At 54.2% G+C, this 260-nt stretch carries 1 protein-coding gene; it reads left to right on the top strand.

The features are described 5' to 3' along the window. Positions 1-260, top strand: a 260-nt coding sequence (locus EXE09_RS18925; RefSeq protein WP_165382096.1) for an Ig-like domain-containing protein, incomplete at both ends; no start/stop codon positions are given.

Genomic DNA, 260 nt, shown 5'->3' with positions numbered 1-260 from the left:
TATGATGCAGCGACAGGCACCTTGACACCAACGACTCCGTTGTCTGAAGGTGAACATAAGCTGAGCTACACCTTGACGGATGCCGCGGGTAATGAAAGCGATCCAAGCCCAGCATTAACATTGACTGTGGACACCATAGCGCCAACAGCGCCAGCAGCCCCGACACAGTACTTGGACAATACCGATCCCGTACAAGGCACATTCGGTACAGGTACAAGCACCAACGATAGCACCCCAGGCTTGATCATCCCTGCACCAGC

The sequence above is a fragment of the Acinetobacter sp. WCHAc060025 genome, assembly GCF_004209355.1.
In the GTDB taxonomy this organism is placed as follows: domain Bacteria; phylum Pseudomonadota; class Gammaproteobacteria; order Pseudomonadales; family Moraxellaceae; genus Acinetobacter; species Acinetobacter wuhouensis.
Note: the sequence above shows the minus strand (reverse complement) of the source record. Positions and strands in the feature narration are given on the sequence as shown.